Below are 22,433 nucleotides of genomic sequence, written 5' to 3' on the forward strand. Positions count from 1 at the left end.
GATGGCCAGGTCACTGCCGGGCACGGACCCACGACGGGCCGGGCGCCTGCGCGCCGAGCTCGACCGGGTGGGGGCGGCCACCAATCCCGGGTGGGAGGTCGCGACGGCGCCGGACTCGTTCGGGCGTGCCCTGCTCGAGATCGCGGCAGCCCTCGCCGAGGTCGCGACAACCCAGCTCGACCGGACCGCCGAGCGGGATGCCCTGGCCTTCGTCGACACGCTGGACATCCCGCCTCCGTCACCGCAGGCCGCCACCGCCACCGTGATCCTCGCTCCTGAGGAGTCGCGAACCGCGTCGACGCACGTCCCCGCTCGTACGCAGGTCGGCGTGACCGTCGGCGACGAGGAGGTCGTCTTCGAGACAGTGCGGGCCCTGCAGGCCAGCCCGGTCCGGATCACCGAAGTGGTCGCGGTGGACCCCGGCGCCGACCACCTCGAGCGGGCGCCCGGCCGGGTCGTCTCCACGGAGCCGCCTCCCGCACCCGTCGCGGTCCACCAGGTGGTGACCGCTGCCTCGGCGGGCAGCACCGTGCTGCAGGTCGCCCCGGCGATCGGGCTCGAGCCCGGCGACCAGGTCCGCATCCTCCAGTCCGCCTACCGCGTCGCCGGCGTGGACCGCGACCTGGTGACGCTGCGCGACCCGTTGGAGTCCGCGCTGCCGGCGGGGACCCCGCTCGCTCGCATCGAGGCACTGGAGATCTTCACCCTGCGGAACCTCCAGGAGCACGCGGTGTACGTCGGTCACAGCTCGCTGCTGAACCTCGAGCAACCGGCCCGCATCGAGCTCGTGCTCACGCCGGCCGGCCTCGCCCGGCGACTGGCCGGGCTCGACCTCCGGTACGCGATGTGGGGGACCCTGAAGGGCGGAGACGCGCCGGACTGGCACGCCCTCGAGCTGGTCGGGGGTTCGGTCACCACGCTCACCCTCCGCAAGCGCTGGACGGGAACCGTGGAGAAGGTCGCCGTCGAGGGCCGGAAGAACCGCTGGCTCCGGATCGTGCACCCGGTGCCGATCACGACGGTCGACGTCACGGCCCTCGTCGACCACGTTGCGCTTAAGGTCGCGTCCGATACGCTGCCAGGGCCTGCGGCGCCGTCGACGCCCGTCGGCAGCACCACCATCACCCACGCCTTCCACAATGCCGCGCCGCTGGCCGTGACCGGCCGGTTCCTGCCGTTCGGACCGACGCCTACCCGCTTCGACATCTTCTCGCTCGCCGCGCCGGAGGCCCTCTCCAAGCCGGGTGCCCGCGTCGACCTGGAGGTGCGTCTGGCAGACGCCTCCCTGCTCACGCTCGTGGCGCCGCTGAACCGGCCGGTCGGCACGTCGGACACGACCGCGTACGGGATCGGCGCCAACGGCCTGCCCTACTCCCTCATGATCTCGGTCACGTCCGACGTGCGCTGGCGCGTGCTGCCCACCCCGGTGAACGCCGAGGGCGTGCCGGTGCTGCTCGACGGCGCGGCCGGGCTGCTCGCCGCGAGCGTCGGCACCTCGTTCGTGTCGTTCGTCGTGGACGTCCTCGTGGCCCGTGATCGCGACGGCCAGCTCTGGTACACCGGCATCGTCGGGCAGTTCACCGGCGCGTGGCAGCAGCTCCCCGCCGACGTCGAGACCCCCGTCCGCGACCTGGTGCTGGTGCCCACCGTCGGCGCAGGTGGCTCGAGCTCCGTCGGCCTCCTGCGGGTGGACGGCGGCCAGCTCCAGGTTCTCCCGATCGGGGCCGGCGGACCCGCACCCTCCTGGGAGACCGTGACGACCTCGGGCACCGGCCCGGACCTCGACCAGGCGATCGCGCTGGTCCCCGTACGACGGGCGCCCGGGCAGGGTGGGACCACCACCGACGTCGTCCTGGCCGCCGAGGACGGGACTGTGTGGTTCGGGCGGGTCGGACCGGTGCCCGCGGGCCTCGGGGCCACCTGGAGCCGGCTGCGCGCTGCGGGCGCCCGTGCCGACGTACGCCCCGCCGCCACCCACGTGCGCCTTCCGGACGGCCACACCCACCTCTGGGTGGCGTGGGCCGACGCCGACGACGGGATCGGTGGCTGGTGGGGAGCGACCGACGGAACCGGTGGCCATGTCCGCGACGCCGCGAGTCCGGGGTTCTCCGCCGCGTCGGGGAGCTCCGTGCAGGTCGGCACCCAGCCGTGGGAGCCGTCCACGACGCAGCCGCCCACCACCGCCGTGGCACGCGACAACCAGGGCCACCGCTCGGTGCTCGTCTGGTTCGACGAGGGGGCGGCGGACACCTCGACGCTGCCACGGGACACGACCGATCTGCCGCCCACCGACCTGCTGATCGTCGAACCGCCGGCGGGACAGGCAGCGGCGAGACCGCTCCTGGTCCTCCCCGCGACCGGTGAGGCCCTGGTCGCGGCCACCGTGGACCAGCTCCCGGACAAGGAGGTGACCACGGTGCTCCACGACGGGCTGGTCATCCGCAGCGAGCCCGACCCCTCCCACTACGTCGAGCTCGTCGGGGGCCAGGCACCCGGGACCAAGAAGCTCGAGGCGGCCCGGATCACCCACGCCGACGATCGCGTCTACGAGGTCCCGGGCGGCCTCCGCGGGGCCCAGCAGTACCGGTTCCTCCAGCGCGTGGACTCCGCCGTCAAGGACCTCGACGGCACGGCCCGGAACAGCCCGCAGCTGCAGCTGGACGACACCGACCAGACCACCCAGGTGGACCACTGGCTGGTCGTCGGCGACAGCGCATTCCACGTCATCACGATCGTCGATCTCACGGGCCCCGTGCGCCGGGTCGCGACCCTCGACCGTCCGCTGCCGGGCGTCACGACCAACGCCCACGCGACCTACACGCCGACCAAGAAGCTCGGCGCGTTCGCGTCCGTGGAGCCGGCTGACATCCGGACGCTGGTGCAGGTGAGTCCCGCCGTCGCCGCGGGCGATGTCGTCCGGTTCGCCGACGGCGATCCCCGCCGGCGCGTCGTGGCCGCCGACTCGCTGAGGTCGAACGGTCTCTGGTGGCGGCTGGGACAGGCGTGGACGACGACGCCCAGCACGACGGCAGCGGAGGTGCTCGGCGACCCGACCGTGGGGGAGTGGACGGTGCGGGCGCTCGAGCGCGGTTACGACAACCCGGAGCTGTCGTGGGAGGTCTTCGACGGCGACGGGTGGCGCCTGCTCGAGAGCGGATTCGTCGACGGGACCCGGCAGCTGGCGACGAGTGGAACGATCTCGTTCCGGGTGCCGGCCACTCTGGCGGCCACCGAGATCGGGGGACGGGAGGACCTCTGGATCCGGGCCCGGCTGGTGGGCGGCGACTACGGGCGACCGAAGTACGTCGTCACGTCGACGACGGTCGGGACCACCGTGACCCAGTCGACGAGCATCGAGACGAGCGACCTGCACCCACCGGAGATCGAGTCGATCGAGGCGAGGTTCGAACTCGACGGCGAGACGGCGCCGGAGGGCGTCCTGGTCGTCGACAACCTGGCCGCACTCGACCAGACCGGGGCCAGCGCTGCCGACCAGGCGCGCTTCCGCTTGTTCGCGGGCGCCCGTGCCATCGACGCCGGAGTCGACGGTCCGGCGATCTACGTCGGTCTGAGCCGACAGCCGGTGAGTCCGTTGGTGCTCCTCGCGGTGGCCGACGACCAGCCCGTCCCGGGGACCCTCGCGGTGGACGCGTTGACCGCTGGTGGATGGCGACGCGCCACCGTTGACGACGAGACCGACGCGCTCCGTCGGACCGGCCTGGTCCAGGTGTTCCTGTCGGCGCCGCTCGCCCGGGCGACGCGTTTCGGGCGGGACGGCTTCTGGCTGCGGCTCCGACCGGCGACCGAGGCGGAGGGCGTGGATTCCGGCGCGTGGCGGCCGGTGGTGCGCGGCCTGTTCGTGAACGGCGTACCGGCCACGCAGGCGAGGACCGTCGTGCAGGAGATCCTCGGCTCCAGCCTGGGCGAGCCCTCGCTCGTCCTCGAGCTCGCCGAGATCCCGGTCCTGCCGGAGACGGTCGAGCTCCGGGTGCGCGAGGAGCTGAGCGAGGACGAGCGGGAGGTGCTCGAGGAGGAGCGACGCCGCTCGGTCCGGATCAGCGGCCGCCCGGCCGAGGCACCGCCGGTCGTCGCAACAGTGCCGGGTGTCGACGGCGCCTGGGTGCTCTGGCGCCGCGTCGACTCCTTCATCGACACCGACGGCGACGCCCGTGTGTACCGGCTCGATCCGGGGACCGGGCGGGTGACCTTCGGCGACGGACGGCAGGGAAAGGTCCCGCCTGCGGGGAGCGACGCCGTCCGCGCCTTCCGCTACCAGCAAGGCGGGGGAGCAGGCGGCAACGCGCCCGCGTGGAGCGATGTGGCGGTGAAGTCGGCGCTGGAGGGCATCGAGTCGGCGGTGCTGCCGGTGGACGCGGCCGGGGGAGTCGACAGCCCGAGTCCGGTCGCGCTCCTGCACACCGCGCCGGCACGCCTGCGTACCGCGGGCCGGGTCGTCTCGGCTGCCGACTACGAGTCTCAGGCCGTCGCGGCCGCTGCACAGGTCGTCCGGGCCCGGTGCACCCCGCCCACGCGTCCCGGTGACCCGATCCGGGTGGTGATCGCCGTCCGCGACGGCACCCGTCGCCCGGTGCCTTCGCTCGCCCTCCGGAGTGCCGTGGCGCGGAGGCTGCGTTCCGCCGGGTGGGGCGGCCTGCCCGCTCGCCGGCTCGTCGTAGAGCCGCCGGCGTACGTCGCCGTCAAGGTGACCGCGAGATTGCGGGCCTCGGCCGCGCTCGCCGCCCAGGTCGAGCAGGCCGCCACGGACGCACTCGTCGGGCTGCTGCATCCCACGGACGGGGGACCTGACGGCAGCGGTTGGCCGTTCGGGCGCCGCCTGTGGGAGAGCGACGTGCTGCGGACCCTCGGCACGGTCGACGGGATCGAGCGGGTGGACGGCGTCGAGGTCAGCCGCGTCGACGGGCGCGCTCTCGCCGACATGCCGGCCGATGGTCTGATCTGGGCTGCGGCGGAGGACGTGGACGTCCAGGTCGAGGTGGTGGTCGACCCATGACCTCGATCGTTCCCGATCTCGACACCACCACCTTCGAGCAGCTCGTCGAGCGCGCCCGCGGCCTGATCCCGCGGTACGCACCCGGGTGGACCGACCACAACCTGCACGACCCGGGCATGACCCTGATCGACCTGCTGGCCTGGATCGTCGACCAGCAGGTGTATCGCACCGGCTTCGTCGGGGATCAGCACCTGGAGGCGTTCGCGGCCCTGCTGGACGCGCGGCCGCACGGTCCGTCCCCGGCCCGTGGGCTGCTCTGGCCGCGGCGGTCGCTCGACACTGAATGGGTGGTCGCGGCGGGCGCGGGGGTGACGTGCGCGACGGACCCGGACCTCCCGTTCCAGCTCGAGACGGGGCTCCACCTCTCGCCTGCACGACTCACCGAGCTCGTCGTCGATGGTGGCGGCGGTGGCGAACCAGTGGTGATCGCCCACGAGGGCGATCGCCCCGCGCCCTTCTCGCTCGTCCCCTCCGGCCCCGCCGGTCGGGCCACACTCGTCCTGCGTTTCGACCGGCCGCTCGTCGCCGTGCCGCCGGAACCGGTGTCGATCGGCTTCGTCGTCGAACCGCCGCCCGGGCCACCCTCCGAGCCCAGCCAACACCGCTGGGGCCCGCTCCATCTCGAGCACCGGCGCGGCGACGAGGCGTGGGCGCGCGCGGACGTGGTCACCGACGGCACCGCGGCCCTGGGGCGCACAGGCGTGCTGGTCGTCCGGGTGCCCGCCGGCGACGCCCCCGCGTCGCCCGACCCGTCCCAGCTCCGGCTGGTGCTCGACGCGGACCTGGTGCCGCTCGAGCGGCGGATCACCCGCGTCGCGCTCAACGTGCTCCCCGTCGTCCAGCAGGCCACCGAGGTGGCCGCCACGTTCGACAGCCGGGGCACCGGTCTGCCCGACCAGTCGGTGCCGTTCGACAGCACCGACCTGGTCGATGCCGACGCCCTCGAGATCCGTGTCGGCGATGAGGTGTGGCAGCAGAGGTCTGCGCTCGAGAGCGCGGGACCCGACGACCGCGTGTTCGTCCGCGGGGCGGGCGAGATCGTGTTCGGCAACGGCGTCAACGGTCGCGTCCCGCCACGCGAGGCGGCGATCCAGCGAGGGCAGGTCACCCGGACGCGGGGCGACCGGGTCCGGGTCCGGGAAGGACTCGAGTGGAACGTCGCCGCCCTCGGACCCGACGGATCGGCGTTCGCCACCAACGTCGCCCCGATCGACGGCGGTCAGGGGCGGACCGACCTCGCCGTCCTGCTGGCGATGGCCCGTCGCTCGGCCACCGAGCGCCGTGCCCTGCTCACCGACGACGAGCTCGCCGTCGCGGCCCGGCTGCTGCCCGGGTTCGCCGTGGCGCGCGCCGAGGTGATCGACGGATTTCACCCGTACGTCCCGGACCGGCGGATCGACGGCACGAGGACCCTCGTCGTCATCCCCCAGCGGCGCAGCCAGGATCCCGCGATGCCCGCGCGGCCGGCGTACCTGGCCGCGGTCCGCCGCCTGCTCGCGGACCGGCGGGTCCTCGGTGAACGACTCGTCATCGCGGGTCACGTCATCGCGGCGGTGGCCGTGGACCTGACCGTCCGGGCGGACCCGGGCATGCCTCCGGAGGATGTGCGTGCCCGCGTCACCTCGCGACTGCTGGCCCGGTTCACCGACGTCGGTCGCGACGATGCCATCGCTCCGTGGCCCCTCGGCAGGAGGGTCACGTGCGAGGAGGTGGCCTCACTCGCCGTCGAGTGCGACGGCGTGCTCGCGGTCGAGTCCTGCACCATCAGTCGGTCGGGGGAGCCGCGCGGCGAGGAGCCGATCGTCCTCCACCCGGACGAGGTCGCAGTGCTCGGGGAACCTGACCTGCGATTGGAGGTGGTGGGGTCATGAGTCGCTCGCCGGACCTCGCCTACCACTTCGCCACCGAGGCCCAGTGGCGTGCCGGTCTTCGCGACGGGCTGAGGGTGCACGGTGGTGCCGTCCGTCCGCCGTGCGCGATCCAGGCCCGACCCCTGCACGGGGCCGGCCAGGCGCACGGCGACGCCCTGGCCGCCGTCGACCCCTGTGGTCGTCTGCTGTGGGTGCGTCCGGGCGACCGCTCCGTACGCCGGTGGGACGAGCTCGGCGTCGTGGAGCTCGGCAGGCTGGTCCGCGGCCCGACTCCGGTAGCGCTGGCGATCAACGGTGGCCTGCTCTGGCTGGCGACGCTGCGCGGGGTGGAGCGTCATGACGCGCACGACCTGCAACGACTGGGCGTCACCACGGACCACGTGGCGGGGACGGACCTGCGTCCGATCGGCGTGTGCCGCGACGGGGCCGACGGGATCTGGGTGCTCGTGGCCCGATCGTCGGGCTGCCTGACGCTGGTGCACCTCGACTGCTGGGGCGCCGTGGTCGGCCGCCCCCTGCGGGTGCCGCTCGCAGGCGACCTCACCGGCACCGTGGCGGCTGCCCGGGGTGGCAGGGTCGTCGTCGTACCGTCGCGGTCGTCGCGCGTGGCTGTGCTCGTGCGCCCTCACCCGACCATCGAGGTCCGACCGCTGCCCCTGGCAGCCGGTCCCGACGTGCGCGCGGTGTCACTCGACCTCGAGGACCGCGTGGTCCTGCTGCGTGCCGACGACGCCGGCGCCGTGGTGGAGATCCTCACGATCGACGGCGACCCGGACGAGCGGCACGTCGTCGAGCTGCCCCGCGGGTTCGGACCCGTGTCGGGTGTGGTCGCCGGTCGGCAGCTGGCGCTCGTCGGCGCGGGCGGCCTCGTCGTCCTCGACCCGTCCTCCACGTCGGCCTCGCGGCGGGTCTCGACCTTCGTGACGCCGGCGCTGCACTCCCCGTTGGGCCGGAACCGCCCGGGAGGGCGCCGCGGCAAGGTGCTCGGGGGCTGGAACCGCGTCGAGGTCGACGTCGCCCTGCCACGGGGTACGACGATGGAGCTGGCGTGGGCGGCGACGGACCAGGAGTCGGTCGTCCACGAGGTCGGCGCGGTCCTCGCCGACGCCAGCCTCTCCCCGGGGGACCGGCTGGTGGCGCTCGACTCCCTGCTCGTGTGGCGCACGCAGGACCGCGTGGTCTACGAGTCGGCACACGTCGACGATGGCGCGGTCGCGGTGCCCGAGCGGTTGGCGGCGACGATCGACCGGCCCGAGCCGCACCTCTGGGTGCGGGTCACCGTCACGACCGCGGTCGGGGCCGAGCCACCGATCCTCGCCGGCCTGCACGTGTCGTACCCGTCGAGGTCGCTCCTCGACGACCTCCCGGCCGTCTACCGCGAGGACCCAGCCTCGGCGTCCCAGCTGCGTCGGCTGCTTGCCCCGTTCGAGGTGCTCCTCGACGGGCTCGACGCGCGGATCGACGCGCTGCCGGCGCGGATCGACCCCGCGACGGCGGACGACGAGTGGACGACGGTGCTGCTGGGGTGGCTCGGCATGCCGCTCCTCGAGGACCTCGACCCGGACCGGCGACGGACGCTCCTGCGTGAGCTGCCGCGGCTCCAGCAGGACCGGGGTACCGCAGGCGCCCTCGTGCGCGCGCTCGAGATCGTGACAGGGAGCACCGTCCGCGTCCGTGACCATGGCGACGAGGCGGCGTGGTGGTTCCTGCCTCGCGCTGGTCGACCCACCGGTGCCCGGCTGGGCGTCGACACCGTCGTCGCCAGGGCGCGACCGCAGTCGTTCCGGGCCGGCACCGCGATCCTCGGCGAGAGCCCGCTCGGCGTCGCCTGCGTCGACCCGGGACGCGTGATCGACGAGCGGAACGGACTCGTCGAGATCCGCGTCGAGCTGCCCGCCGACGAGCGCGCCGCCACGCGTCCGATCGTCGACCGCGTCCTCACCGTGTTCGCGCCCGCCCATTGCCGTGTCCTCATCGACGACCGACCGGGGCCGGGGTCGTCCGGCTCCCGGGCGATCGGCGTCGACCTGCACCTCGCCGGGTCCCCCTCGGACGGACCGGACTCCCGCCTCCACGGCGACGAGCACTGGCGCCTCGGCGCCAGCACGGAGCTCGGCGTCTGGTCCCTCCCGGCGCCCACGACCGGCGTCGCCGTGCTCGACGCCGCGGTGCTCGGCGACGACCCGACCCACCTGACCTGACGACGCCCCACCGCCAAGGAGCCGATCATGAACACCACCGTCGCCGCACACCACGAGCCCTGGTCGAAGCGACCGCTGTTCGCTCCGCGACAGCTCCTCGACGCCGATCGCCTCAACGCCGCGCTGGACGACGAGCTCGAGCGCCAACGGGTCCTCAACCTCGCTCTTCATGGCTGGGGCGTCGTCTTCGGCTTCGGCGTGGAGCTCCGGGAGCTCGGCCGCGACGGCCAGCCGCCGAGGAAACGCCTCCTCGTCGGCTGCGGGGTGGCGCTCGACCCGTTCGGACGGATGCTGCGCACCGATGATCGCTTGCTCTCGCTCGCCGACGTCGAGGGCTCGCCACCGAAGGCCAGCGGCCGGTACACGCTCGTCGCGCACCACGCCGAGCGCCTCGACCCGCCCGATCATGACTCGTGCGGAAGCGCCAGTCCCCAGTGGCGCGAGTACGGCGTCGTCTACACGCTGCGACACGGATGCGAGCCACCCGGCGACGGTTGTCCTCCGCTGCCGGACGACGAGTGCCTGTCCCGGACCGACTACGTCCGTCGCAGGATCGGGTCGGCGCGAGAGAAGCAGCCCGGCTTGTCGAAGGATCTGGAGCACGCCTGCGAGCGCCCGGGTTCATTGCAGGCGACACGGTGCGGCTCCTGGTGCTACGACAAGGATGCGGGCGTCCCCATCGCGTGCGTCGAGATCCGCGACCTCCGCGAACGCGTCGAGAAGGATGGCGCCGATCCGGGCGGCGACACCGCGAAGACCAAGGGTGACGGCTGGCCAGAGTCCGACGCGCGCTGCCTCGTCATCGACCGGGTCTGCACGGACGAGTGCTCACCGGTGCCCCACGTGTACCGGAACCCGCTCCTGCTCGAGCTGCTCAACTGCTGCGACGTCGCCCTTCCCCGTGTCGAACGCGTCTCCTGGCCGGGATGGGCGGGTTCGGGCGGCGTGTCCTGGGACGAGTTCTCGACGCGCATCCAGGTCGTCGACGAGGGTCGAGCCGCGGACGGGCTCGCGATCTGGTTCACCCGTCCCGTTCGGGCCAACACCCTGACCACGGCGTCGGTGCTCCTCACTGCCCTGACGCAGGAGGAGCTGGCGGACTACTGGACGTCGAGCCGCGTACCGATCGAGGTGCGCCCGCTCGAACCCGTCGGCGAGCTGGCTCGCGGAGTGCAGCTGGTCGCCGACCGCGAGTGGCTCGCCGCCGAGGTCACCGGCAGGAGGTCGTCGCTCACGGATGGCTTCCGGCTCGAGATCACCCTCCGGGGCCAGCTCCTCAGGGACGACTGCGGCCACATGCTCGACGCGGTCCCCACCGACCTCGACTGCACACGCTGCCAGCGGCGCCCCGGCGACGATCTGATCTGGGCCTTCGAGGTCGGGGAACGCGATGCCCGGTACGACTCCGGAGGCGCGCCAGACAAGAACGAATCGACACGACAAGGAGAATCGTGATGAGCACCCAGACCACTGCCGACCCCCAGGTGCTCGTGCCCACCTCGACCGAGCGCGTCCAGTTCCGCGACGGCCAGCTGGTCGACGCCGACGCTCTCACCACGGCGATGATGTTCCCGGTCTCGTTGCTGCAAGTGGTGCTCCGGTCGTACCTCGGCTGCGGCATCGTGTGTGGCCTGGAGGTCGTCCGCCCCAACGAGGAGCGGGCGTGCGTCCGCATCCGCCCGGGTGTGATGGTCGACTGCCACGGCTTCCCCGTCGAGCTGTGCCGTGAGGTGGTGCTCGACCTCACTCCCGACCCGTGCGCCTGTGAGACCGAGGCCCGCACGCTCTGCATCGTGATGCGTCGGGCGACGTCGGAGGACGCCTCTCGACGGCCGTGCGGTGGCGGATGCGGTGGCGGATGCGGTGGCGGATGCGGTGGCGGATGCGGAGGCGGATGCGGAGGCGGCTGTGGAGGCGGGTGTGGGTGCTCCGGAGGGGCCCACGACGACTGCAACCGGGTGCGGGACCAGGTCCTCATCAAGGCGGTCGACCTGACCGGGCTGGACGACGTCCGCGACCACGTGTGCGCGGGGCCCAGCGACGACGCCAAGGACGACGCCGAGGACGAATCCGGCTCGGGAGGCTCCGGCACGCCGGTGGCGAAGGCGGTGTCCGGCACGCCGGACGCGGGCGCGGATGAGGACGCCGAGGACGACTGCGCGTGCCTGACTGCCTGCGCCGAGCGGTGCTGCGCCGAGCGCAGCTGGGTGCTGCTGGCGTGCGTCACCGTCATCCCTGCGCCCGACGACGGATGTGCGTCTGGTTACACGCTGAGCGAGGTCGACTCCACGCGTCGCAAGTACGTCAAGCCGATCGAGTGCTGCCGGTCGCGCCATCGGGAGACCGCACGGAAGGTGGCCGAGAAGACCGACACCAAGGCCGCGTCGACGGTGTCGGCGGCGTCGGCGGCCACGAAGGGTGGCTCCTGACGTCCATGGTGGTCACACGGCAGCGCGTCCAGCGGCCGGGCGCCCGACCACGGCCGCCCGTGGTCGGGCGGGTCGCGCCCCCGGGCCTGCGCCCACCGGCGCCGGCCGACCTGCAGCACCGGCTGGGCAACCGGGGGACCTCCAGGCTCCTGGCCCGCGCGACGGGTGACGGGGGCCTGCCGGTCACTCCCATGCCGACGATGGCTCCGCTGGCCGAGCCGACCCCGCCGGAACCCGTACGCGGTCCCGAGGCCGCGCCCGCGGTCGTCGCTCCTCTCGAGCTGATCGCGGGCACGCCACCAGGGATGGCGGAGACGGTCGGCGAGCCGTCCGCTCCCGGGGCAGTCGACGATCGCACGCCGGTGGCGGACGCCTCGGGCGCGACCACGCTCGCTCCGGCCGACGACGTACCAGCGGCGGCGCCACCTGTCGCGCCCCCGACCCCGACGTCCGACGCCGCAACGACCGCTGCCCCCGGAGGCACCCCGGCTCCGGAAGGGACCGAGGTGGTTGCGGTGCCGACGCCGGAGGAGGCGGTGGCGCCGGTGGCGCAGGCCGTGGCCGATCGCGCGCGCCGACAGCGGGCCCATCCGCCTGCCGAGACGCCGGTGGCCAGCGCCAGCGCGTCGGCGCGCCAGCCCGCGGTCGAGCAACAGCGCTCCACCGCCGAGCGCACGGTCGACGCCATCGACTCCGTGCCGGCTGGCGAGGTGCCCCGCCAGTCCTTCAAGGAAGCGCTGCGCCTGGCCATCGACGAGGCCACACCTAAGCCGAAGACCGAGGACGAGGCCGATCGTGTCATGGCCCAGGGGGCGACCGACGCGAGCGCTCGGATCAACGCACAGCTCGGCATCCAGCGGGAAGAGGCGGCCGGCCCCCTGCGGTCCACGGCCCAGGCCGAGGCGGCGCCCGATCCAGCGGCCGGTACGCCGGCGCCCGCACTCGTGCCCGAGGCACCCGGTCCCGCCCCCGACCCGGTCGGGCCGGACGCCGTCGTCCCGGCGCCGCTTCCGGCCGAGCGCCTGGACTACTCCTCGGACCGGTCGGCGACGGACCAGGCCATGGCCGAGGCCGGGGTGAGCACCGAGCAGCTCCAGCGCGGCAACGATCCCGAGTTCGCGCCAGCGCTCGAGGCACGGTCGACGGCCGAGACGCACGAGGCCGCCGCTGGGAACCAGTACCGGGAGAACGAAGCGGCGGTGCGAGGGGAGTCGCGGGCGCAGGCCCAGGAGCGGCTCGGCGGCGGCCTCGCCGGGATGCGCGCGCAACGGCTCGACCTCATCGGACAGGTCGTCGGGGAGCAGCAGTCCACGAGCACGAACCAGTCGCAGCAGCGCCGCCTCGTCACGGAGCGGGTGACCGCCATCAAGGAGGCGACCCGGACCGACGTGGACGTCATTCTCACCGCGATGGATGCTGCCGCCGTCGCGATCTTCGACGTCGGGCTGCGCGAGGCCGAAGCGGCGTACGAGGACGCCTTCGAGGAGGCCAAGGGCGGCGTCGGCAACTGGCTCACCGAGTGGGGGGACGACTGGGAGCGACTCATCGAGGACTCCCTGGCGACCGGTCGCGCGGCCTATCTCGCGCGCGTCGGCCGGGCCATCGACGAGGTCGCGACCTTGGTCGAGAGCAGGCTGGCCGCCGCGAAACAACGCGTGGCAGCCGGACGCGCCGAGCTTGACTCGTACGTCGCCGGCCTCGACGAGAGCCTGCGTTCGGCCGGCGAGGAGGCCCGTCAACTGGTCAGCGCCGACTTCGACGCGCTGGAGTCGTCGATCGACGAACGGCGGGACAGTCTCGTCCAGCGCCTGACCCAGCAGTACCGCGACTCCTACCAGCGCATGTCCGAGACGGAGAACCGGCTGCGCGAGGAGAACAAGTCGCTGTGGCAGCGCGTATACGACGCCACGGTCGGGCTGATCAAGAAGATCCTCGAGTTCAAGGACATGCTGCTCTCGGCGCTCGCCGAGGCGGCATCGGTGATCACGCTGATCATCGAGGACCCGATCGGCTTCCTCTCCAACCTCATCGAGGCGGTGATGCAGGGGGTCACCAACTTCAAGGACCACATCGTCGAGCACCTCGAGAAGGGCCTGCTCGACTGGATCTTCGGAGCCGTCGCCGGTGCCGGCATCCAGATGCCGGCGAAGTTCGACCTCCAAGGCATCCTGGGACTGGTCCTGCAGATCCTCGGGCTGACGTGGCAGAACATCCGCCGCATCGCCGTGGAGATGGTCGGCGAGCCGATCGTCCGCGCACTCGAGATGTTCGCCGAGCCGGTCATCGTGCTCGTCCGGGAGGGGCCGGCGGGCCTGTGGGAGTGGATCAAGGAGAAGCTCACCGACCTGAAGTCGATGCTGCTCGAGGAGATCCAGAGCTGGCTGATCACCAACGTGGTCGAGGCCGGCATCAAGTGGATCATCGGGCTCCTGACGCCCGCCGGCGCGTTCATCAAGGCGTGCATGGCCATCTACGACATCGTCATGTTCTTCGTCGAGAAGGCGCAGCAGATCGCCGACCTCGTCAAGGCTGTGACCGCTTCCATCGGTGCGATCGCCAAGGGTTCGCTCGGCGCGGCCGCGCAACGGGTGGAGGACGCCCTTGCCCGGGCGATCCCGGTCGCCATCGGCTTCCTGGCCGACCTCCTCGGTCTCGGCGACCTCAGCGAGACCATCTCCGCCTTCATCAAGAAGATCCGCAAGCCCGTCGAGGAGGCCATCCGGTGGCTCATCGGCAAGGCCGTCGACCTCGTCAAGGCGGCGGGCAAGCTGCTGGGGATCGGGAAGGACGACGGACCCAAGGAAGGCGACGAAGATCACAAGCTTGCAGTGAATGGCGGCCTTGCCTCACTGCAAGACGCTGTCAACAGGTACGCGGGCAGAGGCGCGACGCGAGAGGTGGCTGAGGAGATCGCGAGGGATGTGCAAGTTGCCCATCCCGTGTTCAAGAGCGTCGACGTGGTTGCGGAAGGCCGTTCGTGGGGGTTCCGCGTGGTTGCCTCAGTTGTATCGACGAGCGCTCAACTGCCGATGGCGGGTGTGGACCCTGAGGTGGACGAGATGGTCGAGCGCGGGATTGTTGAAGAACAGGAGTCCACAGACGCGCCCCGACGAGCAGGCCCGCTCCGACGGGCGGCACCAACCGGACTCGGGCAGGAGGCTCGGTCCGAGTTTGACCCGGACCAGCCAGGTCACGCCGCCCGTCTGGGCGTTGATCCGGGGGGACAGGTCCATCACGCCATCGAGCTGACGGTCCTGGATCGCTATCCAGGCGTCTTCACCGCGAGTGAACTCAACGCGAGTTCAAACATGAGAGGGATTCCCCCCGAGCAGGGGGGCAGGCGGCAGCTACACAACTCCAAGATCCGCACCGTGTGGAACCGGGTGTACCGATCGCTCGACGCGAAGATTGAGCGGCGAGGCCTCAAACCGGGGTCCTCTGAGTACTCCGCCTTGGTGAGAGCGCACCTGGAGGAGGGTCGAGCCGAGATGGACTACACGCTCGGCCAGTTCTTCAGCGAATCTCGAAAAGCGCCTCGTCCATAGAGGCACGGGCCTTGCCGGGGTACCACTCCCCGGCGTGGCTGGAACATCCCGGTCGGTGACGGCGCGGCGACGGTGGCGTGACGGGGCGCTGGAAGCCTCGAAGGCCGGGTGCGCCGAGCCGGCGCGAGTGGAGAGGTGGGTCCATGGCCACTGAGGGCAGTTCCGGAACCAGTACCCAGGCGCCGACCGGCGGTGCGGGCCAGACCTGCACGGATCCGACCGCGGCGTACGTCACGTTGCAGTGCTTCAACGCCTACGACGTCGCGGTGACCGAGCGGCGCAAGAAGGCGTTCGAGGACATGAAGGCGCGCATGGTCGCGATCACGGGCATCCAGGTCGCCTACGAGGATGCGAAGGCCGCGCAGATGCCCGCGCTCGTCCAGCTGCTCGAGGACCTGAAGGCGATCAGGAAGACCGTCGAGTGCCTGGTCACCGACCAGGACGACCTCGTCGACTGCTTCTGCAAGTGGGAGAAGACGCCCGGTGGCTCGTCGCCGCTCCCGATGCCGGACGACCCGTGCCCGATGGCTGACGAGCGGGATCCCGACGACCTCGAGGCGCTGCGCACCGCGCAGACCGGGATCACCAAGGCGATCGACGCGCGCAAGCGTGCCCTCGACGAGCTGGCCGGGCTGCCGTCGGGCATCAAGGCGAAGGTCGACCTGCTGGCTGCGAAGGTCAAGGAGCTCAACACCAGGATCTGCGACAAGACGATCGAGCCCGAACGCGCCTTCGTCATGCAGCTGCACTACCGCCTGGCCTACGTCGAGCTCCGGCACCAGCTCACCGATCCCACGACGTTCGTCTGTCGGATCTACGACCTCCTCGACGAGCTCTTCACGCTCTACACGTGGGACGTGTGCGTGGCGGGTGCCATCGCCTTCCTCGAGAAGAAGGCGCAGCTCGCGGACGAGCAGGCCCAGGGCACGGATGCCGAGAGCGCGCTCATCGACGAGGTGCTCCGCTGCGCCAAGCAGAAGGAGCCGACCCAGCCCCCCGCTGACGACATGGAGGAGGTCGACGAGCTCGACCCATGCCCTGACGTGCCCGAGCCGGAGCCCGAGCCGGAGCCCGAGCCGGAGCCGACACCCGAACCGGAGCCGGACCCCTACGGAGGGGAGGGCGGGAAGGGAGACCCGTCACCGACCGAGCAGCACCCGCCGACTCAGCAGGCCCCCCCGACCGGTGAGGGCGGACCGCCGTCCGGCGATCCGACGACGACGCAGAGTTGAGCCGTGGCCCGCGTCCTGCTCTACGCGACGGGCCAGCTGTTCGGCGAGGCCGTCGGCGCGTGCCTGCGGCGCGAGGAGCTGGTCGACGGCGTGGTGGTCGTCCACGACGCCCTGGCCGTCGCCGGGACCGCACGTGGCTCTGAGGTCGACATCGTGCTGTACGACATCACCGCGGGCGGAGCACTCACGGCGGTGCGGGCCCTGACGGACCAGCTGGTCGAGGTGCCGGTGGTCGCACTCACCGCCTCGCCGAACGCCGACGACGTGATCGCGTACGTCGACTCCGGCCTGGTGGCGTGGGTGCCGCGCGACTCCACCCTGGACGAGCTCGTCGGGGTGCTTGCGATGGCCCTTCGCGGCGAGACGTCCTGCGACTCGAAGGTGACGAGGTCGCTGGTCGACGAGCTCCGCCGCCGGCGCGAGTCGAGCGGAGTCGTCGAGGCGGTCGAGTTGCTCACCCGGCGCGAGGCCGAGACCGTCCGGCTCCTCGAGCAGGGCTACACGAACAAGGAGATCGCGACCGAGCTTCATCTCAGCGTGGCAACCGTGAAGCACCACGTGCACGCCGTGCTCTCGAAGCTGGAGCTCACGCGTCGTGCCCAGGTCGGCGAGCTCGTTCGCAAGAAGCCGTGGCTTCTGCGTTCGGCGTGAAGCTCGGCGACTCGTGCGCATACCCACGAACGGCAGGCAGGGCCGGGACAGGGCGGAGTTCACGGCGACGGTCCAAGCCCGGCGACGACGCACACGCGGCAAGAACGGGGGTGAGTGTGCCGCACCTACTCACCACTTGTCCGGTCAGAAACCCACCGTCTCACTCATGACGGAGCAAGAGTCCGGTCGCCCGGGAGAGTGGCCCGTTCATGGCACGAGTGCACTCGTCGTCCACTCCGCCGGCCGCATGCTCATGGCTCGCGGGGCGCTCCGTCCGTGGGGTCGGCGACGGCGTCGTCCACGCTCGGGTAGATCCTTTGCAGGACGCCGCTGTCCTTGCCTGCTCGCCGAAGGACGTCGCGGGTCTGGCCGATGCCGTGCGCGATCCGGAGCTCGATGCCGTCGCGCCGGAGGTCGTTCGCGAGCTGGGCCAGCATCGCGGTGGCGGTCACGTCGATGGTGGGGGAGGTCTCGGCGTCGAGGACCACGAGCCGCGTGTCGTCGGTGAGTCGGCGCCGCACGGTGTCTCGGACGTGGTCTGCGTTGGCGAAGAACAGGCCCGACTCCACCCTGGCGACCAGCACCCCCGGGAGGGTCGGGAGGTCTGGGTGCCGGTCGGAGTCCACCCACACCACCGGCAGGCCGTCCCGGGCGGGGGTGAGCTTCACGAGCGTGCTGACGCGGGCGACCGATGCCCGGTAGAGCAGCAGGACGACGGAGACGCCGATCCCGATGAAGAGGCCGGGCAGCGTGTCGAAGACGAGGACGCCGAGGAGGGCGGCGAGCGCCGCGAGGAAGTCGGCGCGGGCCGCCCACCCGTAGATCCCGCCGAGCCGGCCCGACCACACACGGTAGAGCCGGGCCAGGGCGGGGACGTCGACCAGCTCGATCACCGCCGCGATGACGACCGCGGCGAGGGTGGCCTCCGGCAGGTTCTCGAAGAGCCCGGTGAGGAAGAGGAGCGTGATGACCGTGAGCCCGGCGACGAACAGCCCGGAGACCTGGCTGCGTGCGCCGGCACCGCCGTTGACCGCGGTCTTGGAGAGGCTGCCGTTGACGACCATGCCCGAGGCGAGGCCGCTGCCGAGGTTGGCTGCGCCCAGGCCGATGAGCTCACGGTTGGCGTCGATGTCGTAGCCGGCCCGCGCGGCGTACGTCTTGGCAGCGCCGAGCCCCTCGGCGAAGCCGATGAGCATCACCCCGACGGAGGCGCCGACAAGGACCAGGTAGTCGTGCAGCCCGACGTCCGGGAGACCGACTGCGGGCAGCCCGGAGTCGATCTCCCCGACGATGGCGACGCCCTCGTCGGCCAGCCCCAGCACCGACACGACAGCCACGCCCAGCAGCACCGCCACCAACGATCCGGGGACGAGCGGGAGCCATCGCCGCAGCCCGAGCACCACGACCAGGCTGAGCACCCCCACCAGCAGGTCCCGCCACTGGGTGTCGCCCAGGCTCTCGACCAGGTGGACGATCTGGGAGAAGAAGTCCTCGCCGCCCTTGGGCACCCCGAAGAGCTTCGGCAGCTGCCCGGCGATGATGGTGAGCGCCAGACCGACGATGAAGCCCTTGAGGACCGGCTCGGAGATGAAGGAGGCCAGGAACCCGAGGCGCAGCACGCCGGCCAGCAGCGCCACCACCCCCGTGGTGATCGCGAGTGCCGTCGTCAGGGCCACGTAGCTGTCCTGCCCGGCCTCGGCGTAGAGCGCGACGATGCTCGCCGACAGTGCTGCGGTGGCGGACATGGACGCGACGACCAGGTGTCGTGAGGACCCGAGAGCGGCGTAGAGCACCAGGGACGGCACCGCGGCATAGAGGCCGACCACCGGCGGCACCCCCGCGATCGTGGCGTAGGCGAGCGACTCGGGGACGAGCACGGCCCACACGGTGAGCCCTGCGACCAGGTCCCCGCGCAGCCAGCTCCGCTGGTAGCCGGCCATGCCGGCGAAGAGTGCCGGCCGACCGCCCTCCGCCGTGGGTGGCATCAGCGGTCGCTGACGGCGGAGCTCGCTTCGTCGCCGAACACCTCGACCCAGTCGTTCCTCATGCTGACCACGGTCCACCGCTGCTTCTCGGCGCCGACCAGCGCATCCTCCGATCCCGCGTCGTAGGCGAACTCACGCTCCGCGTCGTCGTGACGCACGAGCAGGCGGAGCGCAGGGCGACCGGGGGACTCGGAGAACGTCAGCATCGGCACGTCGCCGTTCGAGTTGCCGACCGACAGGATCGGCCGGCGACCGATCCGGCTCCAGATCCGGATCGGCTTCTCGGGCCCGTCGTCGAAGAACTCCATGGCCGCCTTGTAGACCAGGCTGGTCGCGCCGTTCGCCTCCGCGTAGGTGAGGCCCAGGGCGCTCCCGATCACCCGTTCCGGCGGCACCCCGTAGAGCTCGCTGGCGACCGGTCGCATGAAATCCCTGTCGCCACCCGACGCGATGTAGCTGGTGAACCCGTGTGCCTCCAGGTAGCGCAGGAGCTCCACCATGGGAGAGAAGGCGCACGACCGGTAGCTGCGTCCCAGCGTCGGGTGATCCGCCTTGAGGAAGAACTCCCGCACGCGGGCGTCGTACTCCTCGACCGTGACGGTGTCGAACGCTCGCGTCACCGCCCCCATGAGGGCGCGGAGGTCCTCGTCGTCGCCGTGGTAGTGCTTGACCATGGCCGCACCCATCCAGTGCAGGTCGTGCTCGTGGGCGGCCTTCCACGGTTGCTGCTGCTGCAGTGTGGGATCGTCTGCTGCCATCTCGGCGAGGCGACGTACGGTGAAGTCGAGCTGGATCGGCATCGGTTTCTCGCACCACAGGGTGCCGTCGTTGTCGAAGACCGCGACGCGGTCTGCCGGTTCGACGAAGTCAGGTCCGCCGGGGTCGCTCACGCCAGCCACGAAGTCGACAATGGTGGCCGTCGTGGGTCCGTCCTTCCAGGTGCTCAGGCCGGTCGTCATCGACACCGTCCCCGGTCAGTCGCGGGCGAAGGCCATCGCGGCCTCCTGGGCGAGGTCGACGAACGGCGCACCGCTGACGTCGACCACCGCCTTGTGGATCGTGCCGCCCACGAACGTCCAGGGCGACTGTCCCGGGTAGTCGTCGGTGATCGGCTCCCCGCTGTCCCTGCCGATGTTGAGGCCCTCGCCCGCGATCGAGAACCTGCCGGGCTGGGTCCTGATCCGACCCTCCCCGACCTTGGTGTCCCCGATGTGCAGCGTGAGGGTGCCTTCTGCAGGCATCGTGTCGCCGTCGCGTTCGAAGCTCGCCGAGAAGACGGCGGGGCCGGTCGTGATCGGCACGTCCGACTCGACGATCTGCTCGAACATGCCGACCCAGTTGTAGACGTACTTGAGCCTGCCGTCCTTGACGTAGAGCGCGTGGCCACCGAATCGCGCGCCGTGCGAGAAGAGCACGCCGGACGCCTCATCGGTCTCGATGTCGGCCTCGACCGCGACGGTGTACGAGCGGTTCCGGGTGTTGGGGGCCACCGACTCGGGCACCTCGGCGCACCCGGGGTAGTAGACGTAGCGATTGCGCGGCTTGGCGATCTGCGGCCGCTCGGTGGTGAGGATCTCCACCGCCCCGCGGTTCTCCAGGGGAAGGGCGTTGTACATGCCTGCCTGGATCCACCACAGGTCGATCAGCTCCCGGAGCTTGTCGGGGTGCTCGTCTGCGACGTCGTGACACTCCGTGGGATCGAGGTCGGTGTTGAAGAGCTCCCACTGCTGGCTGGGGTAGTCAGCCCAGCAGTCCGGGGCCGCGGGCGACAAAGCCGCCGCCTTCCAGCCGTCGTTCCAGATGGCGCGGGTGCCGCCCATCGAGTAGAACTGCGTCTGCTTGCCCGTCTTCGCCGCGGGATCATCGAAGCTCGCGACGAAGCTGACACCCTCCACCGGGAACTGGGTGTAGCCCTTCAGCGTCTCCGGGACCTCGATGCCGAAGGCTTCGTAGACCGTCGGGACGATGTCGACCGCGTGCGTGTACTGGGTGCGCACACCGTGCTCGGTGATCCGCTCCGGCCAGGAGACGATCATCGGATCCGCCGTGCCGCCCTCGTAGTTGGCGTAGCGCTTCCACATCTTGAACGGGGTGTTGAAGGCCCACGCCCAACCGGTGGGGTAGTGGTTGTAGGTCAGCGGGGTGCCCAGCACGTCCAGGTGGTCGAGGTTCTCCTCGATCTTGTCGGGGAGTCCGTTGAAGAGCTTGTTCTCGTTGACCGAGCCGTTCGGTCCGCCCTCGCCCGAGGCGCCGTTGTCGGAGACCAGCACGATCAGGGTGTTGTCGAGCTGGCCGCTCTGCTCCAGGTAGTCGAGCAGGCGCCCGATCTCGTGGTCAGCGTGGCTCAGGAAGCCCGCATACACCTCGGCCATCCGCGCGAAGAGCCGCTTCTCGTCGTCGGTCAGGGATTCCCAGGGGCGCACCGTGTCGAGCTCGGGCCAGGTCTTGCCGTCCTTGCTCGTCTGGTCGACATAGGGGTTGATCGGGGAGAGCTCGGCGTGCTCGGGGAGGATCCCCAGCGTCTTCTGCCGCTGGAAGACCTGCTCCCGGTACATCTCGTAGCCCATGTCGAACTTGCCCCGGTAACGGTCCGACCATTCCTGAGGGGCGTGGTGCGGGGCATGGCACGCGCCGGGGCAGTAGTACAGGAGGAAGGGCTTGTCGGGAGCGACGGCCTTGGCGTCCCGGATGAAGGCGAGCGCGCGGTCGGTGATGTCGGTGCCGAAGTGATAGCCCTCCTCGGGGCTCGCCGGTTGGTCGACCGGGTGGTTGTCGTGCACCAGGTCGGGGTACCACTGGTTGGTCTCCGCTCCGAGGAAGCCGTAGAACCGCTCGAACCCGCGACCGAGCGGCCACTGCCGACGCGTGGAGGCCAAGTTCATCTCGTCCTCGGGGCACAGGTGCCACTTGCCCACCATGTAGGTGTTCCAGCCACGCTCGCCGAGGACCTCGGCGATGTTGCCGCACTCGAAGGGGATGTGCCCGCTGGAGTTGGGGAAGCCGGCAGCAGCCTCGGTGATGCTGGCCATGCTGTTCGTGGTGTGGTTGCGGCCGGTGAGCAGGGACGACCGGGTCGGGGAGCAGAGCGCCGTGGTGTGGAAGTTGGTATAGGTGAGTCCGCGCTCGGCGATCCTGTTGATGTTGGGCGTCTCAATCAGCCCTCCGTACGGCTGCATCGCCGAGAAGCCGACGTCGTCGAGCACGATGTAGAGCACGTTCGGCGACCCGTCCGGAGCGACCGGTTGCGCGAATGGCTCCCAGTCTGGAGTCGACTTGGTGATGTCGAGATTGACCACACCCTTGAAAGGCTTTGCCACGATGTCGCCCTCACTCTCCGAGAACAGCCGGTGCCATGGTCCCGACGCGGGCACCGGCAACGGGCTGCACGCAATCACGGCGGGACGGCTGACGAACACGACGACCGTGCACGGGCCAGCGGAGCCCCCGCATCACCCGACCAGGGTGAAGCGCGTGGTGGTCCGACACGTTCGCGAGTGCTCAGGGGAGC

General features: G+C 71.4%; 11 protein-coding genes. 8 read left to right on the forward strand and 3 right to left on the reverse strand.

Going from position 1 to position 22,433, the window contains the following annotated elements; all coding sequences use genetic code 11:
* Nucleotide 1 precedes the first annotated feature (1 nt).
* The 8 genes from JOD65_RS14050 to JOD65_RS24065 all read left to right on the forward strand — a co-directional run bounded on the left by JOD65_RS14050 (nucleotide 2) and on the right by JOD65_RS24065 (nucleotide 16,940).
* Nucleotides 2–5,011: a baseplate J/gp47 family protein gene (locus tag JOD65_RS14050; RefSeq protein ID WP_191195559.1), complete on the forward strand. Its 5,010-nt coding sequence runs from the start codon at nucleotides 2–4 to the stop codon at nucleotides 5,009–5,011.
* Nucleotides 5,008–6,882 carry a baseplate J/gp47 family protein gene (locus JOD65_RS14055; protein WP_191195560.1) on the forward strand — a complete coding sequence of 625 codons (1,875 nt, stop codon included), beginning with the start codon at nucleotides 5,008–5,010 and terminating at the stop codon, nucleotides 6,880–6,882. Before JOD65_RS14050 ends, JOD65_RS14055 begins: the two co-directional genes overlap by 4 nt.
* Nucleotides 6,879–9,083, forward strand: coding sequence for a phage tail protein (locus JOD65_RS14060; RefSeq protein WP_191195561.1), 2,205 nt, complete (start codon nucleotides 6,879–6,881; stop codon nucleotides 9,081–9,083). The genes JOD65_RS14055 and JOD65_RS14060 overlap by 4 nt, the downstream gene beginning before the upstream one ends.
* A 27-nt stretch (nucleotides 9,084–9,110) precedes the next feature.
* A complete protein-coding gene (locus JOD65_RS14065) occupies nucleotides 9,111–10,538 on the forward strand; it encodes a hypothetical protein (RefSeq protein WP_191195562.1) in 1,428 nt (475 codons plus the stop codon).
* Nucleotides 10,538–11,512: a hypothetical protein gene (locus JOD65_RS14070; RefSeq protein WP_191195563.1), complete on the forward strand. Its 975-nt coding sequence runs from the start codon at nucleotides 10,538–10,540 to the stop codon at nucleotides 11,510–11,512. Before JOD65_RS14065 ends, JOD65_RS14070 begins: the two co-directional genes overlap by 1 nt.
* A gap of 200 nt (nucleotides 11,513–11,712) precedes the next feature.
* Nucleotides 11,713–15,057: a phage tail protein gene (locus JOD65_RS14075; protein ID WP_191195564.1), complete on the forward strand. Its 3,345-nt coding sequence runs from the start codon at nucleotides 11,713–11,715 to the stop codon at nucleotides 15,055–15,057.
* A 143-nt stretch (nucleotides 15,058–15,200) separates the two neighbouring features.
* A complete protein-coding gene (locus tag JOD65_RS14080; RefSeq protein WP_191195565.1) occupies nucleotides 15,201–16,289 on the forward strand; it encodes a hypothetical protein in 1,089 nt (362 codons plus the stop codon).
* A 3-nt stretch (nucleotides 16,290–16,292) separates the two neighbouring features.
* Nucleotides 16,293–16,940 carry a LuxR C-terminal-related transcriptional regulator gene (locus tag JOD65_RS24065; RefSeq protein ID WP_191195566.1) on the forward strand — a complete coding sequence of 216 codons (648 nt, stop codon included), beginning with the start codon at nucleotides 16,293–16,295 and terminating at the stop codon, nucleotides 16,938–16,940.
* Between the two features lie 251 nt (nucleotides 16,941–17,191).
* On the opposite strand, the gene JOD65_RS14090 is transcribed toward JOD65_RS24065, so the two are convergent.
* Genes JOD65_RS14090 through JOD65_RS14100 form a run of 3 tightly spaced genes read right to left on the reverse strand, consistent with a single transcriptional unit; the run spans nucleotide 17,192 to nucleotide 22,242 of the window.
* Entirely contained in the window at nucleotides 17,192–18,925 is a 1,734-nt protein-coding gene (locus tag JOD65_RS14090; protein WP_224747743.1) for a SulP family inorganic anion transporter, read from the reverse strand.
* Nucleotides 18,925–19,884, reverse strand: coding sequence for an HAD family hydrolase (locus JOD65_RS14095; RefSeq protein ID WP_191195567.1), 960 nt, complete (start codon nucleotides 19,882–19,884; stop codon nucleotides 18,925–18,927). Before JOD65_RS14095 ends, JOD65_RS14090 begins: the two co-directional genes overlap by 1 nt.
* A 15-nt stretch (nucleotides 19,885–19,899) precedes the next feature.
* A complete protein-coding gene (locus JOD65_RS14100; protein ID WP_191195568.1) occupies nucleotides 19,900–22,242 on the reverse strand; it encodes an arylsulfatase in 2,343 nt (780 codons plus the stop codon).
* Nucleotides 22,243–22,433: the final 191 nt, after the last annotated feature.

This window comes from Nocardioides cavernae, from assembly GCF_016907475.1.
Taxonomy (GTDB): domain Bacteria; phylum Actinomycetota; class Actinomycetes; order Propionibacteriales; family Nocardioidaceae; genus Nocardioides; species Nocardioides cavernae.